Origin of the sequence: Proteus sp. HMSC14B05 (assembly GCF_001808035.1) — a bacterium.
Lineage (GTDB): Bacteria > Pseudomonadota > Gammaproteobacteria > Enterobacterales > Enterobacteriaceae > Proteus > Proteus mirabilis.
Genome location: NZ_KV791969.1, coordinates 198308 through 213647, shown reverse-complemented (window position 1 = coordinate 213647; position 15340 = coordinate 198308). Strand labels below are relative to the sequence as shown.

The window sequence follows — 15340 nt, the reverse complement described above, 5'->3', positions numbered from 1 at the left end:
ATGATGTTATTATCGCAATTTACGAACAAACAAGGATACAGCTATGGGCTTTATGACCGGCAAACGCATTCTGATTACTGGTGTTGCGAGCAAATTATCAATTGCTTATGGTATTGCCAAAGCCATGCACGATCAAGGCGCTGAACTGGCTTTTACTTATCAGAATGAAAAACTCAAACCTCGCGTTGAAGAGTTTGCAGCCTCATTAAATTCTAACATCGTATTAGAGTGTGATGTGTCAAAAGATGAAAGCATTGACGCAATGTATGCAGAGCTAGCAAAAGTTTGGCCTAAATATGATGGTTTTGTTCACTCTATCGGTTTCGCACCTGCTGACCAATTAGATGGCGACTATGTTAACGCTGTCACTCGTGAAGGCTTTAAAATTGCCCATGACATCAGTGCATATAGCTTTGTTGCAATGGCAAAAGCAAGCCGTGCAATGTTAAATCCAAACTCTGCATTATTAACGCTGACTTACCTCGGTGCTGAGCGTGCAATTCCTAACTATAATGTTATGGGGTTAGCTAAAGCTTCTCTAGAAGCAAACGTACGTTATATGGCAAATGCTATGGGTCCTGAAGGTATTCGTGTTAACGGTATCTCTGCAGGTCCAATTCGTACCTTAGCAGCATCTGGTATCAAAGATTTCCGTAAAATGTTAAGCCATTGCGAATCTGTCACCCCTTTACGTCGCACAGTCACTACTGAAGATGTGGGTAATACTGCAGCTTTCTTATGCTCTGACTTATCTGGCGGGATCACCGGTGAAATCATTCACGTAGACGGTGGTTTTAGCATTGCAGCAATGAATGAATTAGAGTTGAAATAATTTCCCTTTATTTCATTACATTCTTTCTGAAAACCTCGAAATTCTTCGAGGTTTTCTTTTTTCATGAATAAGCTGTACTGTTCACAGATTTACAAAAGCCTATTTTATTTGCCAGATTTGCGTTTGCTAAATTCTTATAACGCCTTATTATCTAATATTAGTGAGGGTATTTCTTATCTTCACGGGTATCACCACTCATTGATAGGGAGTTATTTAAGATGAAATTGTACTACACGCCGGGTAGTTGCTCGCTTTCTCCTCATATCGTTCTACGTGAAACGGGTCTCGACTTTTCTATTGAGCGCATTGATTTACGCACCAAAAAAACAGAGTCAGGGAAAGATTTTCTTGCCATCAACCCTAAAGGGCAAGTTCCGGTTCTTCAATTAGATAATGGTGATATTTTAACGGAGGGTGTTGCTATTGTGCAGTATCTTGCCGATCTGAAGCCAGATAGAAATCTTATTGCCCCACCAAAAGCATTAGAACGTTATCATCAAATTGAGTGGCTAAACTTTCTTGCCAGTGAAGTTCATAAAGGCTATAGCCCTCTATTTTCATCTGATACGCCTGAAAGTTATCTCCCTGTGGTAAAAAACAAACTAAAAAGTAAATTTGTTTATATTAATGATGTACTAAGCAAACAAAAATGTGTTTGTGGTGATCACTTTACTGTGGCGGACGCGTATCTGTTTACGTTAAGTCAATGGGCACCTCATGTGGCGCTAGATTTAACCGACTTAAGCCATTTACAAGACTATCTAGCACGTATTGCACAACGTCCTAATGTGCATAGTGCACTAGTCACGGAAGGATTAATAAAAGAGTAAGATTGCTATAAAGGCGAGTCTCATTAATAAACATAAAAAGCGGAAATTAATGACTTCCGCTTTATATTAACAATATGATTAATCTAACTGCGTTGCACAGAAGTTATGGGTTGGGTGCACCATTTGATCTTGAGCGGCGACGAGTTGTAACTCGTACTCATTCATCTCTTTAGTTTTTAACATCACTTCATAAACAGCAGCAGCAACATGCTCTAATGCCGTTTTTAGCTCAACACCTTTTAGTAAATCCACCAGCATTAAACCACTGGTTAGATCCCCGACACCAACAGGCTGACGTTCACCAAAATCAACCAGCGGTCGGCTCACGTGCCAACTGTGATCTGCAGTCACCAGTAACATTTCAAAGCGATCATGACGAAAGCCTGCTCGTGATAAATGTTTTACTAATACAATTTTAGGCCCTTGCTGGCATAATTGACGGGCCGCTTTTACACATTGGTCAACATTATGCAGCGTTGCTCCACCAGCTAATGTTTCAAGTTCTAATAAGTTGGGTGCAATAATATCACTGATGGGCAAGGCATCTTCACAAAGTACGCCAGAAACTTCTGGAGGCACAATACAACCTTTTTCAGGATGTCCCATAACCGGATCACAAAAGTACCATGCGTTAGGATTAGCTTGTTTGACTTTTTTTACAATATCAACAATGCGTCGGCCTTGCTCTGCCGAGCCAAGATAACCACTTAATACCGCATCACACTGTGCTAATTTACCAATAGCAGCGATACCATCAACGATCTCAGTGATATGCTCTGCCGACATCACACAACCCGTCCATTTTTCTGGATATTGTGTGTGGTTGGAAAATTGAACCGTATTTAAAGGCCAAACATTTACCCCCATACGGCGCATTGGAAATTCAGCAGCGCTATTACCTGCGTGACCAAAAACTACATGAGATTGAATAGAAAGTATATTTTTCATGACATAAACCGATTATTGTGAATACACACAACACCCAAGCTTTATTATCATAGGCGAGGTATACACATTTATTTATTGTTATCAAAAAAGGGCAACCTACTGTTGCCCTTTTGTTGTCAATTATTTCCAGATAACAAGGCAGTAATGTTTTTTACCGCGACGTAAAATGGAATAATGACCAAATAAGAAATCTTTTTCTTCAAAGACGTATTCAGGATTATCCTGTTTTTCGCCATTAATAGATACTGCGTTAGAGCCAATCATTGTACGAGCTTGACCACGAGAAGGAACTAATTCTGCATTGACCAGTGCTTGTTGTAAATCATTGCCTTTTTCTAACTCAATAGTTGGCATACCATCTTGCGCTAATTGTTCAAGATCAGCTTGCGTTAAATCTGCAATAGCTCCTGAAAATAGGCTATCGGTAATACGTTTAGCGGCAGTTAAACCTTCTTCACCATGAACTAAACGTGTAACTTGTTCTGCTAACACACGTTGGGCGCGAGGTGCTTGACCGCTGTTTTTATCTTCCTCTTCCAGTGCATTAATCTCCTCAATGCTCATAAAAGTGAAGAATTTTAAGAAGCGATACACATCCGCATCCGCGGTATTGATCCAGAATTGGTAGAATTTATATGGGCTCGTTTTCTTCGGATCTAACCAAACAGCACCACCTTCTGTTTTACCAAATTTAGTACCATCAGATTTGGTAATTAAAGGTACTGTCATACCAAATACTTGTTTTTGGTTGAAACGGCGAGTTAGATCAATACCCGAAGTAATGTTACCCCACTGATCTGAGCCACCAATTTGTAACTCGACACCGAGGTTTTTGTTTAATGACGCAAAGTCATAAGCTTGTAACAGATTATAAGCGAATTCAGTAAAAGAGATCCCCACATCGTCACGGTTTAAACGCTGTTTAACCGCTTCTTTGTTGATCATTTGGTTCACAGAGAAGTGTTTACCGATATCACGCAGGAAGGTTAGCACATCCATTTGACCAAACCAGTCATAGTTGTTTGCTAATTCCGCACTGTTTTCACCACGGTCGAAATCTAAGAAAGGTGACACTTGTTTACGAATTTTTTCTACCCACTCGTGAACAGTATCTTGGGTATTCAGTTTGCGCTCGGTGGCTTTAAAACTAGGATCACCAATAAGACCCGTTGCACCACCCACCAACGCCACAGGCTTATGCCCGGCTAGTTGGAATCGTTTTAAACACAGCAAAGGAACCAAATGCCCCAAGTGCAGGCTATCAGCGGTAGGATCGAAGCCACAATAGAGAGCGATAGGACCTTGCTCCAAACGCTCCACTAAAGCTGCCTCATCCGTGACCTGAGCGATAAGCCCACGCTCCTGCAATTGTGTGATTAGGTTCTTGCTAGACATCAATGACTCCATCGGTTTATTGTTTTTTGTCTATTTAAAATATAAGTGAAACACAAGTGGTATAGCATAAAGCGCCACTACATTAAGTACCAGTAGAAAAAGCCTTTTTGATACAAATTTATTAGCCCAATTAAGGTGCTAAACGTTCAATAGACCATCCTTCTGGTGATTTTTGGTATATAAAGCGATCGTGTAGACGATTTTCTCTACCTTGCCAAAATTCAACAGAGTCAAAAGTGACTCGATATCCTCCCCAGAAACTGGGTAGAGGTACTTCTCCATGTTGAAATTTTTGTTTTAACTCCAAAAACTTACTTTCAAGCACCCCACGGGCAGAAATGCGAGAAGATTGTTTTGATGCCCAAGCTGCTATTTGGCTATCTTTAGGACGGCTATGGAAATATTTTACGACTTCAAATGCTGAAAGTTTCTCAGCTTTCCCTAAAAAACAGACTTGTCGCTCTAAAGGATACCAAGGGAAGAGTAAACTGACTCTTTGGTTATGTTCTAAATGACTCGCTTTACGGCTACCTAAGTTGGTATAAAAAACTAAACCTTTTTCATCAAAGTGCTTTAACAGCACAATACGTTGATAAGGTTGTCCATTTTCATCAACGGTTGCCACACACATGGCAGTAGGATCACTTAAGCGAGCTTCACAAGCTTGCTTAAGCCATTTTTCAAATAAAACTAATGGCTGTTCGGTTAATTCATGACGGCGTAATCCACCTTTCATATATTCACGTCGAAGATCAGCAACATCAATAAAATCCAGATCTGTCATTTTTCACTCTCTCTTTTGAGATACTGTGCTCAGCATATCACGCTTATCGAGGATTTGTAGGATAAATCGCCCCTAAAATTGTTTCTCGTGATGCCCCTGTAACAGAAGGTAAATTGCCGGGTTCATTTGCCATTGTTCGTGCGGCCAACCACGCAAAAGCTAATGCTTCCATATCATCGCCACTAAGACCATATTTGTCCGTTAACGAGACTTCTGTACCCGGTAATAAACTAGCAAGACGATGCATAATTTGACCGTTTTTTGCCCCGCCACCACACACCAATAAACGCTCACATCCACCATTGAGTTGTACTTGCTGTGCAATACTGATAGCGGTTAGCTCTACTAAAGTTGCCTGTACATCCTCTGGAAATACATTGGGTACTTTAGCCAAATGATAATGTAACCATTGGGTATTAAAATATTCTCGTCCCGTACTTTTTGGCGCTGAACGAGAAAAATAGGGATCTGCCAGCATTTCCTGTAATAATTGGGTATTCACATTTCCAGTTGCTGCCCATTGCCCATTATCATCATAAGCTGTCTGATTATGAACCCAGTTCCAACTGTCTAACAGCATATTGCCAGGGCCTGTGTCATATCCTTTCACTGCAACGCCAGGTAATAGCAACGAAATATTGGCAATACCACCAATATTTAACACAATGCGTTTTTCTGTAGGATGGCCTAATACTGCAAGATGAAATGCAGGAACCAATGGTGCACCTTGCCCACCATATGCCATATCACGACGACGAAAATCCCCGACAGTGGTTATTCCTGTCAAGGCAGCCACTCTATTGTTATCACCAATTTGCATGGTAAACGGGATATCACTTTCTGGCTCATGCCAAATTGTTTGACCATGACATCCTATCGCCGTGATATCAGCAGCACTTAATCGCGCTTTCGCTAATAATTCCATAATAGCTTTTGCATAGAGTTCACCCAGTTGCGCATCTAATAAGCCTAACTCATGCAACGTCACAGGTTGGCCTTGGCAAACGGCTAAAATGCGTTGACGCAAGGTTTGAGGATAAGGTAAAAAATGGTTGGCTTGTTGAGCAACCAGTTTATTACTAATGGCTGCCAGCACCACATCAACACCATCTAAACTTGTACCAGACATCACACCAATGTATCGCCCTGCTTTCATGCCCTTTTCCTTATAATCAAGATGATGCAACTTTTTAACATATAATGTTATATTCTTTTTTTCGGAAATCTCTTCAGTGTTTACTTGCGCTCTTTACTATATAGTAAGAGGTATACGATTAAAATCAGTGTCGACATATGCAAAAAATAAGCTATAACTGATATTAAATTAAATTGATATAATCTGAAAAATTATTATCAGATTTCCATTAGGAGTAATTATGTTTAAGCATTTACTTGTTGGTCTTTTTGCTGTGACAACGCTGGCTGGTTGTGTAAATACAAGCTCTTTATCAGGTGATACTTATACAGCAAGTCAAGCTAAACAAGCACAAAACGTAACTTATGGCACCATTGTTTCAGTACGTGCAGTAAATATTCAAGCCGGTAGTGATGAAAATGTTCTTGGTGCTATCGGTGGTGCCGTATTAGGTGGTTTATTAGGTAATACAATTGGTGGTGGTACAGGCCGTAACCTAGCAACCGCAGCGGGTGCTATTGCTGGTGGTATGGCTGGACAACAAGCACAAGGTGCTTTAAATACAACCAAGGGTGTGCAATTGGAAGTACGTTTAGATAGCGGTAAAACTGTGGTTGTCGTACAAAAAGCAGACAATACTGCCTATAGACAAGGTCAACGTGTTGCTGTGATTGGTAACGGTAATAATCTCACCGTTTCTCCACGCTAAATTTATTTACTTGAGATGTGTGATAAGCAAAACAGGCAACCATTCTAGTTGCCTGTTTTATTAATAGAAATTATTTTACTTATAATAACCAGTTTTATAACTTATTAATTAATTCAAACATTGCATTATCTATCTTTAATTAATGATAAAAATCACTCGTCTTTTATCATCAATTATTAATTGATAACGCTTTTATTATAAGATCAACAATAGACTTCATAGATAAAATCATCTTATCTACCCTCTAGTAGAATTATAATAAATCCTTTGAAATTAAATAATAAATAGAATTATTACAAATAAAACCATTAGAAATAAAATTGCTGTAAATTAGCCCAATTTAATTAGTCATGTAATCTAATTATATTTTTCTCTAGCTTTTTAATAAGATAAATCAAGTTGTCTATTTCTTCCTTCTTTATACCACTTAATATTTCTTGACGTGTCTTCTCAATAACTGCATAAACTTCTGAAATAAAAGGTTCTGATTCTTTTGTTAACGTTATACGCTTTGCTCTGCGATCACTTGAACAAGTATGTCTACAAATCAGTTTTTTTTCTTCTAACTGATCGAGAGTTCTCACTAATGATGGTTGTTCAATACCAATTGCTTTAGCCAACTGGATTTGAGATTGTTCTGGAGGCAGTTGACTAATATTATACAACGTTACCCAATGAGTTTGAGTCAATTTTAATGGCTTGAGTCGGTGATCAATTAAGGCACGCCATAATCGAACTAAACGCGCTAAATCAGCTCCTAATGTTGATTCCACTTATCCCTCCTTAAATTCGCTTTTCTTTCAGCTTTTACAAAGTTTAGATATGTTCTTTAAAAACACTATTTTGTAAATTACATTATTTATTGATTGATGAGCCGACCTCTTTATCTTATTTTTATAATATTAGAATCCTATTTATTAGATAGGAAATTATTTTTAAGATCCAATTATGTATATTTATCGCCACGAATGAATCTCTATAAAGAATAACCTTGTTATAAAAACTAATCTATATTTTTTTACATAATAATCATTATTATTTCACAAGAAAAGCCGAGAAAACAAAAAAACCTTACAATTCACGGAATTAAAAACCATTAACAAAACAAATATTTACAATGAATATTATTTACCTTAAAAATTAAATAAAATGAACTAACTAAATATAATCAATAAACCAATTAAATTATATTAAAACGTTAGTTTTATTTTAAAATTTAAAAATAAATAATAAATTTAAAATAAATCCAGCTGTTCATTCTCTTTTTCTGTTTCAGACACTGTTTTTTGTTGAGCTCTTAAATATCGTTGTCGACAAAGTCTCAATACATTTCGTTTTTCTTGTTGACTCATCGTTGACCAACTAAAGCGTTCTTGACGACTACGGTAACAACCAATGCAATACCCTTGTAAATTAGATTCACATCGACCAATGCAAGGGCTTGGGATATCGAAGAATTCTAATTGTTCTTGCATTGATTATTCTCCCCAATTATTTGTTACTATAGAGTATAGTAAAAAGAGATATTATCTGCCCATTTACTACAATACTGATGAGTAAAGCGTAAATTGAACTATAGGGCTGTAACGCGTTATAGTACAACACCATCAGTTTATACTGTCGGGTGTCATATTTAACAAACACGAGAGGTTTATATGCGAGTACTTCATACCATGATCCGTGTAGGCGATTTACAACGCTCTATCGATTTTTATACCAAAGTTTTAGGTATGCAACTTCTACGCACCAGTGATAATGAGGAATATAAATACTCGTTGGCTTTTGTTGGCTATGGTGATGAAAGTAGCGGTGCTGTTATTGAATTAACCTATAACTGGGGTGTGACTAGCTACGAAATGGGGACTGCATTTGGCCATGTTGCATTAGGGGTTGATGATGTAGCTGCAACTTGTGAGGCTATCCGTCAAGCGGGGGGTAACGTTACCCGTGAAGCAGGCCCTGTTAAAGGTGGTACAACAATTATCGCCTTTGTAGAAGATCCTGATGGATATAAAATTGAATTAATCGAAAACAAAAGTGCCAGTCAAGCTCTGGGTAACTAAATATTAGTAAAACCAGAAAGGCATTGTATTGCTTTTCTGGTTCCTGATTATTATTAATTTCTGATGTGCTATTTTCATCGGATAAGTACAGTTTAATGCCTGATAAAATAAACCCTAATGAATTATGTAACCGCTTTCGAGGTTACTATCCAGTCGTTATTGATGTTGAAACGGGTGGATTTAATGCCAAAACAGATGGCTTACTTGAAATTGCTGCTATCACTTTAAAAATGGATGAGCAAGGTTGGTTAAAACCTGATAATACATTGCATTTTCATGTCGACCCCTTTGAGGGCGCAAATTTAGAGCCAGCGGCGTTAGAATTTACCGGAATTGATCCTACAAATCCTCTTCGTGGTGCTGTCAGCGAATATGAAGCGTTACACGCCATTTTTAAAATGGTACGTAAAGGAATGAAAGACGCCAACTGTAACCGTGCGATCATTGTGGCTCATAATGCTAATTTTGATCATAGCTTTGTTATGGCGGCAGCTGAGCGAGCAGGTTTAAAGCGTAACCCTTTCCACCCTTTTGCTACTTTTGATACTGCGGCTTTAAGTGGTTTAGTACTAGGACAAACTATTTTAGCGAAAGCCTGTATTACTGCAGGTATCCCCTTTGATAGTAAACTCGCTCATGGGGCTTTATACGATACCAATCGTACATCATTACTGTTTTGTGAATTAGTTAACCGCTGGAAAAAATTAGGTGGTTGGCCACTACCAACGCCCTAATCAAACTTATCTATTTGGCTGTACCATATAAAACGGCAAAAAAGAAGCCAGTGCAAATAATGTACTGGCTTCTTTTTTTAATTACGGTCAATTTAAATCATGGTGAAAAACGCAATGGGGATTATGCTTCTTCTTCACCACGGTATTTATCTGCAGTCTCTTTTAATAACTTCTGCAATTCACCGCGCTGATACATTTCTAAGATAATGTCACAGCCACCGACTAATTCGCCATCCACCCATAATTGAGGGAAAGTTGGCCAATGAGCATATTTTGGTAGCTCTGAACGAATATCAGGGTTTTGCAAAATATCGACATAAGCAAAACGCTCACCACAAGCAGAAATCGCTTGAACGGCTTGTGCAGAAAACCCACAGCTTGGTAATTTTGGTGATCCTTTCATGTATAACAGGATGGGATTTTCTTTGATTTGGCGTTCAATTTTTTCGATAGTCGTCATTTATTAAGTCCTTACAACCTTTTTATATTCAGTATGTTTTATATTGAGGAAAACATGAAAGAAGAATACCACTTTATATAAGAAAGCTCTATATAAGTTTAGTTATGTATCTAAATCAATAAATTACGGATAAATCACTCTATAATTGATGAGAAAACATACGACAAAGCATGACGATCTGGGAACAAATAAAATAAGATTAATGTTGGCTTAGCGAAAAATGCCGTAAACCCTCGCCCAATGTGAAGTACCCCCATAAAAAGCACCTAAATAAACGTATAAAAGCACAACACTATTCCTAGAAGGAATAAATATTATTTATCACGTAAATAAGTGGTTTGGACTAGATTTTCTAGTAATACTTCATTTTTAATCACCTTGAAATTTAATGGCTGTTTTAGTTCGCCAAATAAAGGTGTTCCACCGCCAAGTAAGATCGGAAAGCGGGTGATAATCATTTGATCTATTAAATCTTCATTTAGAAAGCTTTGAACTGTCACACCGCCATCAATATAAAGTTCATTAAATCCCTTAGCATTCAATTCGGTAATAATATCTTGCAATTCACCTTTGACTAAAAATACTTTTCCGTTATAACCATTTGGAACAGTTGTCATAGAATTACTCAGTACAAACACGGGCTTTGTGTAAGGCCAATCACAATTAAAACTCAGTATCGTGTCTAGCGTATTACGTCCCATAACTAACGCATCAATTTTCTCCATTAAAGTGATAAAACCTGTATCAATATTATCTGGATTTGGTATTGAATATAACCAATCGAGCTTGCCTTGCCTATCTGCAATATAACCATCTAAGCTAGTTGCAATAAATACAATATTTGCCATAAATATCTCATCAAATTCTTTGTAATTGAATAAATCCAAACTATTACTTACAATAATTCTACAGCATAGAATTATTGTAAGCTTATTGGAGTTATTAGATGAATGTCAATGAAAAAAAACGAGGAAGACCCGCAAGAGCACATTCACAGCTAAGCGCTGATGCTATTTTAAACAAAGCCAAGATTTTGATGCAAAACGACGGAAAAGTGCCTAGTATCCGATCGTTAGCAACACAATTAAATGTAGATCCCATGGCAATCTACCACTACTTCAAAAATAAAAATTCACTGCTAGAGACACTAGCTACGTCACTTACAGAAGAGATCTATATTCCTCAAGCATATTCTGATTGGAAAGAAGAATTAAAATATTTATGTATCAGTTACGTTGAAATATTATGTAAATACAAAGGATTACTGAATATTATACTGACTATGTCATTACAAGGTCCTGCTCAAATATTTGCCAAACGATATAAAATTATCATCTCGCCTTTAGCTCTTCCTAAAAAAGTCGAAGAAGATAGCCTAAATTTAATCGCTGATTATTTGCACGGTTTTACTATTTCAATCAGTTGTAATCCAGACAAAGGTATTATTAAAAATGAAATGATGTATGGTCCATTAAAGCTAATCTGTCATTCATTAGGAATGGCCAAAATGTAACGACAAGATGCCAATATTCACATATAGCGCAATGATTACAGTAAAGGACACCAGATAATGTTTTAGTCGACGGATATCTGATGTCCCTGATCACACAAATTTTCAACGTCAATATCAATATCTCGTTAAATTGGATATTGATAAATTTCGTTATTTAATAGGCTTAACAATAATATCCCAACCTGTAGTACCTGAAGCGTGGTAATAATAACCGGCTTTTAATTGCTCTGGTTTTTTACTTGGCCCTTCAGCAACTAAAGTAGATTTCGTTGAGTTATTATCAATACGAATTACACCACCGCGAATACGATCTAATTCATTACCATTGAACAAGGTAATTTGTGGTGAGAAATGCGCATCACTTAAATCAATATGAATAAAAGTGTGCCCTGCATCATAAGCGGCTTTTAATTCTTTATCCGTAATGTCTTTACCATTCTCAAAGGGTAAGTCAAAAAATGCTTTTGGATCAATTTTAGCAGTCATAAATACTCCTTTTTATGAATAAACATCAATCATTAGTTCAATTTAAATTATAGATCATAATTAAACATTCTGATAAATATCCTGCTCACGCTCTGTAAGATATATATAAATTATTTATATATTCAATAAATTAACGTACCTATCTTTTTTTTTGCTTTTATTCAATAGAGATAAAACAATAAGTAAAATTAACTAATTATTTATATATATAAAAATGAGATGTTATTTCTCATAGGGATCTGCCATTATCATGGACTCGTCAAAACTCGCATATTTAAACTTATGAGTATTTAGTAATGGAAATGATTTTACTGTTTCTGATTGTGGGATGTATAACTGGATTTTTTGCCGGATTGTTAGGAATTGGTGGTGGAGCCATTATTGTTCCTATTGTGATGTATGTTGTTAGCCAACAAGCTATCCCTGCAGATATGGTAATGAAAATCGCCCTCTCAACCTCTTTTTCTGTCATTATATTTTCTACCGCCTCTTCTGCTTATTCGCATAATAAACATAAAGCGATTTTATGGTCACAATTTCCGCTCCTCGCTGTAGGCACTCTTCTCGGTATGCTAGTTGGGACATTCCTAGTACAAAAACTCTCAAATACCCTATTGCAAATTATCTTTTGTATTTTTATGGCCTATACCATATATGGATTACTGACCAAGAAAAAAGAAGCTGAACGTGTTGAGAATGCCCAAGATCCGGTTGTTTCAAAACCAGCACTGACAACCGGTGGTAGCTTAGTGGGTTTTATTTCAAGTTTTATTGGTATAGCTGGTGGCACCATAACAATACCGCTATTAAGCCACTGGGGGTTTAATACCCGTAAATGTATTGCAACATCATCAATGCTGGGTGTGATTATCGCCACTATTGGGACTGTTATGGGGATCGTTTATGGTTGGCAACAAACTGAATTAGCAGACTATTATTTAGGTTTTGTCTATCTACCTGCTTTTATTGGTATTAGTATTACCAGTATACTTACAGCCCCTATCGGCGTAAAAGTTGCCTATAAACTACCTATTGCCAGAGTACGCCAAATATTTGCCCTATTCTTATTAATCGTCATGGCTAAAATGTTATATACCCTGATATTGGGATAGTGTTTTAACACTTTACCTCTATCTTAGTGAGAGATACCCTTATCAATATAACTAATCTATATGTTCTATACTAATAGATAAAAGATATTTAGCTGTTATTTCAATGAATTTTTGTTAAAATAATTAGCAAAATAGTAACAACTTAGTGAGTTCATTTGCCTCATTTTATCAATTCAGTTGAATTAGATGGAATGGTTTAAGGCACAAAACCCGAAAATGATAGGATAAAGGAGTACGCAATGTCTTTCGAATTACCAAAATTACCTTATGCGTTAGATGCTCTTGAGCCACATATCTCTAAAGAAACATTAGAATACCACTACGGCAAACACCACCAAACTTACGTAACCAACTTAAATAACTTGGTTAAAGGTACTGATTTAGAAAATAAATCTTTAGAAGAGCTCATCAAAACTACTGAAGGTGGTATTTTCAATAATGCCGCTCAAGTTTGGAACCATACATTCTACTGGAATTGCTTAGCACCAAACGCAGGCGGTGCACCAACAGGTAAAATTGCAGAAGCAATCAATAAAGCGTTTGGCTCTTTTGAAGAGTTCAAAAAACAATTTAATGATGCAGCTGCAAAAAACTTTGGTTCAGGTTGGACTTGGTTAGTGAAAAAAGCAGATGGCTCATTAGCCATTGTTAATACATCTAACGCTGCAACACCTGTTTCTGGCGAAGATAAACCACTGTTAACTGTTGACGTCTGGGAGCACGCTTACTACATCGACTATCGTAATGCACGTGTGAAATACTTAGAAGAGTTCTGGGCACTGGTTAACTGGTCATTTGTTGAAGCAAATCTTGCTTAATTGACTGTTTCAGAGATGGGAAAACCATTTTTGATAATCTAATAACAAAGGGCCTAGTGCCCTTTGTTATATTGATATATTTGATTGCTCACTTTGGATAGCTAAAATTTAAGCAATTAATTAGCAATTAACAATCAAAACAATAAACTTGCATATATTACGATCATAACCAGTGCTGCTACTGCGGTACTTAAACCAAATTTCAGATCCGTATCCATCTATTTCTCCCTCAAAATGATTATAATACTCAGATTAAACCATAATCTTGTCATGGTTAATTATTATTACATATCAAGTTTTGCTAAAATAGCGACTAGAGCACAATTTATAACATTGATTAATACTTTCACTTTTGAGCTAGATCATACAAAATTCACAGCTAATCGCTAAATTATTGCCAGTGTTTGCCCTATATATGACTATACTGGCAGTTAAACCATAAAATGAATTAAAAGAGACCAATGAAGGTCAGGAGTTTTCCACACCATGGCAACAATAAAAGACGTGGCAAAACGCGCAGGCGTATCAACCACGACTGTTTCTCATGTGATCAACAAAACTCGTTTTGTTGCTGAGAACACAAGAGCGGCAGTTTGGGCTGCGATAAAAGAATTAAATTATTCGCCAAGTGCTGTCGCACGTAGTTTAAAAGTCAATCACACTAAATCTATTGGTTTATTAGCCACGTCCAGTGAAGCACCTTACTTTGCTGAAGTGATTGAAGCTGTTGAAAATAGTTGTTATAGCAAAGGCTACACGCTAATTTTATGTAATTCACATAATAATCTTGATAAACAAAAAGCTTATTTAGCTATGTTGGCACAAAAACGTGTTGATGGTTTATTAGTCATGTGTTCAGAATATCCCGATCATCTTCTTTCTCTCTTAGAAGGTTATCGTAATATTCCGATGGTCGTCATGGACTGGGGAAAAGCCCGTGGTGACTTTACTGATACCATTATTGATAACGCATTCCATGGTGGCTATATAGCCGGTCGTTATCTTATTGAACGAGGTCATCGTGATATTGGTATTATCCCCGGCCCTCTAGAGCGAAATACCGGAGGCGGTCGTTTACAGGGCTTTTTAAAAGCCATGGAAGAAGCGAAAATTACGGTAAAAGAAGAGTGGATTGTACAAGGTGACTTTGAACCTGAATCTGGTTACAAAGCCATGACCCAAATGCTCAATCAAAAACAACGCCCTACTGCCGTATTTTGTGGCGGTGATGTTATGGCGATGGGGGCAATATGTGCAGCTGATGAATTAGGATTACGTGTTCCTGCCGATATTTCCATTGTCGGCTACGACAATATCCGTAATGCACGCTATTTCACACCAGCTTTAACCACGGTTCACCAGCCGAAAGAGCGTTTAGGACAAATGGCTTTTTCCATGTTACTCGACCGTATTGTGAATAAACGCGAGGATGCACAAACTATCGAAGTACACCCGCGTCTAGTAGAACGTCGCTCTGTTGCCGATGGTCCATTTATTGATTATCGTCGCTGATCCCCTTCA

General features: G+C 37.2%; 19 protein-coding genes. 9 read left to right on the top strand and 10 right to left on the bottom strand.

Features of this window, described 5'->3' with window-relative positions; genetic code table 11:
- Positions 1-43 precede the first annotated feature (43 nt).
- Both fabI and gstA read left to right on the top strand, forming a co-directional pair.
- Positions 44-832: an enoyl-ACP reductase FabI gene (gene fabI, locus HMPREF3129_RS03430; RefSeq protein ID WP_004243111.1), complete on the top strand. Its 789-nt coding sequence runs from the start codon at positions 44-46 to the stop codon at positions 830-832.
- Between the two features lie 218 nt (positions 833-1050).
- A complete protein-coding gene (gene gstA / locus HMPREF3129_RS03425) occupies positions 1051-1662 on the top strand; it encodes a glutathione transferase GstA (protein WP_004248152.1) in 612 nt (203 codons plus the stop codon).
- A 78-nt stretch (positions 1663-1740) separates the two neighbouring features.
- Here the strand turns inward: gstA and pdxY are convergent, their stop codons facing one another.
- From pdxY to anmK, 4 genes are all read right to left on the bottom strand, one after another.
- A complete protein-coding gene (pdxY, locus tag HMPREF3129_RS03420) occupies positions 1741-2610 on the bottom strand; it encodes a pyridoxal kinase PdxY (RefSeq protein WP_004248153.1) in 870 nt (289 codons plus the stop codon).
- A 120-nt stretch (positions 2611-2730) separates the two neighbouring features.
- Positions 2731-4005 (bottom strand): tyrosine--tRNA ligase, encoded by a 1275-nt coding sequence (gene tyrS, locus HMPREF3129_RS03415; RefSeq protein ID WP_004248155.1) that lies wholly within the window; start codon positions 4003-4005, stop codon positions 2731-2733.
- 130 nt (positions 4006-4135) lie between these two features.
- Positions 4136-4789 (bottom strand): pyridoxamine 5'-phosphate oxidase, encoded by a 654-nt coding sequence (gene pdxH / locus HMPREF3129_RS03410; protein ID WP_004243118.1) that lies wholly within the window; start codon positions 4787-4789, stop codon positions 4136-4138.
- Positions 4790-4832: 43 nt separating this feature from the next.
- Complete coding sequence (gene anmK, locus HMPREF3129_RS03405; protein WP_004243120.1) at positions 4833-5945, bottom strand: anhydro-N-acetylmuramic acid kinase; 1113 nt, start codon at positions 5943-5945, stop codon at positions 4833-4835.
- Between the two features lie 220 nt (positions 5946-6165).
- On the opposite strand from anmK, the gene HMPREF3129_RS03400 reads away from it, so the two are divergent.
- Complete coding sequence (locus HMPREF3129_RS03400; protein WP_004243121.1) at positions 6166-6633, top strand: outer membrane lipoprotein; 468 nt, start codon at positions 6166-6168, stop codon at positions 6631-6633.
- A 344-nt stretch (positions 6634-6977) separates the two neighbouring features.
- Here HMPREF3129_RS03400 and slyA read toward each other — a convergent pair whose 3' ends face one another.
- Positions 6978-7406: a transcriptional regulator SlyA gene (gene slyA / locus HMPREF3129_RS03395; RefSeq protein WP_004243123.1), complete on the bottom strand. Its 429-nt coding sequence runs from the start codon at positions 7404-7406 to the stop codon at positions 6978-6980.
- 462 nt (positions 7407-7868) lie between these two features.
- A complete protein-coding gene (locus HMPREF3129_RS03390) occupies positions 7869-8108 on the bottom strand; it encodes a DUF1289 domain-containing protein (RefSeq protein WP_004243130.1) in 240 nt (79 codons plus the stop codon).
- A 180-nt stretch (positions 8109-8288) separates the two neighbouring features.
- Between HMPREF3129_RS03390 and gloA the strand changes: the two genes are divergently transcribed.
- Together gloA and rnt are read left to right on the top strand one after the other, a co-directional pair.
- A complete protein-coding gene (gloA, locus tag HMPREF3129_RS03385) occupies positions 8289-8696 on the top strand; it encodes a lactoylglutathione lyase (protein ID WP_004248157.1) in 408 nt (135 codons plus the stop codon).
- A gap of 95 nt (positions 8697-8791) precedes the next feature.
- Positions 8792-9430, top strand: a complete 639-nt coding sequence (gene rnt, locus HMPREF3129_RS03380) for a ribonuclease T (protein ID WP_004243132.1) — start codon at positions 8792-8794, stop codon at positions 9428-9430.
- A gap of 121 nt (positions 9431-9551) precedes the next feature.
- Here the strand turns inward: rnt and HMPREF3129_RS03375 are convergent, their stop codons facing one another.
- Positions 9552-9890, bottom strand: a complete 339-nt coding sequence (locus HMPREF3129_RS03375) for a Grx4 family monothiol glutaredoxin (RefSeq protein ID WP_036918397.1) — start codon at positions 9888-9890, stop codon at positions 9552-9554.
- 314 nt (positions 9891-10204) lie between these two features.
- Positions 10205-10738: a dihydrofolate reductase family protein gene (locus HMPREF3129_RS03370; protein ID WP_004248161.1), complete on the bottom strand. Its 534-nt coding sequence runs from the start codon at positions 10736-10738 to the stop codon at positions 10205-10207.
- A 98-nt stretch (positions 10739-10836) separates the two neighbouring features.
- Between HMPREF3129_RS03370 and HMPREF3129_RS03365 the strand changes: the two genes are divergently transcribed.
- On the top strand, positions 10837-11403 hold the full coding sequence (locus tag HMPREF3129_RS03365; protein ID WP_004243136.1) for a TetR/AcrR family transcriptional regulator: 567 nt from the start codon (positions 10837-10839) through the stop codon (positions 11401-11403).
- 150 nt (positions 11404-11553) lie between these two features.
- Here HMPREF3129_RS03365 and HMPREF3129_RS03360 read toward each other — a convergent pair whose 3' ends face one another.
- Entirely contained in the window at positions 11554-11889 is a 336-nt protein-coding gene (locus tag HMPREF3129_RS03360; RefSeq protein WP_004248163.1) for a hypothetical protein, read from the bottom strand.
- A 296-nt stretch (positions 11890-12185) separates the two neighbouring features.
- On the opposite strand from HMPREF3129_RS03360, the gene HMPREF3129_RS03355 reads away from it, so the two are divergent.
- Together HMPREF3129_RS03355 and sodB are read left to right on the top strand one after the other, a co-directional pair.
- Positions 12186-13001, top strand: a complete 816-nt coding sequence (locus HMPREF3129_RS03355) for a sulfite exporter TauE/SafE family protein (RefSeq protein ID WP_004248165.1) — start codon at positions 12186-12188, stop codon at positions 12999-13001.
- A 239-nt stretch (positions 13002-13240) separates the two neighbouring features.
- Positions 13241-13819 (top strand): superoxide dismutase [Fe], encoded by a 579-nt coding sequence (gene sodB / locus HMPREF3129_RS03350; RefSeq protein ID WP_004243139.1) that lies wholly within the window; start codon positions 13241-13243, stop codon positions 13817-13819.
- Between the two features lie 134 nt (positions 13820-13953).
- Here the strand turns inward: sodB and cydH are convergent, their stop codons facing one another.
- Entirely contained in the window at positions 13954-14037 is an 84-nt protein-coding gene (gene cydH / locus HMPREF3129_RS19105; protein WP_096043109.1) for a cytochrome bd-I oxidase subunit CydH, read from the bottom strand.
- Positions 14038-14305: 268 nt separating this feature from the next.
- Between cydH and purR the strand changes: the two genes are divergently transcribed.
- Entirely contained in the window at positions 14306-15331 is a 1026-nt protein-coding gene (purR, locus tag HMPREF3129_RS03345; RefSeq protein WP_004243141.1) for an HTH-type transcriptional repressor PurR, read from the top strand.
- Positions 15332-15340 lie beyond the last annotated feature (9 nt).